Genomic DNA, 270 nt, shown 5'->3' on the forward strand with positions numbered 1-270 from the left:
AGAGCAGCGTCTGCACGCCATATTTGAAGCCGTATTTCTTCGAAACGTCCTCGATGCCCTTCAGCTGCTTGCGGCCGCGCGAGGTGGCGTAGGCCTCGATCAGCACCGAGTTCAGCCGCGACTGCTCGCGGATGACCGGGCGCACCTCGTGGCTGGTGTAGACCAGGATGTCGGCGCCGGCGGCGGCGATCTCCTCGCGGCAGATCTCGGCGATGCGCTTCTCATGCGCCGGATTGACGTGCGAGAAGACGGTCATGATGCAGATCGCCT

The 270-nt window shown here is 63.7% G+C and carries 1 protein-coding gene; it reads right to left on the reverse strand.

Annotation, left to right across the window (positions count from 1 at the left end; all coding sequences use genetic code 11):
- Positions 1 to 270: hydantoinase/oxoprolinase N-terminal domain-containing protein (locus EOD29_RS31925; RefSeq protein WP_348630471.1), on the reverse strand; the 270-nt coding region annotated here is incomplete at both ends.

The sequence above is a fragment of the Mesorhizobium sp. M1A.T.Ca.IN.004.03.1.1 genome, from assembly GCF_003997555.1.
Taxonomy (GTDB): Bacteria; Pseudomonadota; Alphaproteobacteria; order Rhizobiales; family Rhizobiaceae; genus Mesorhizobium.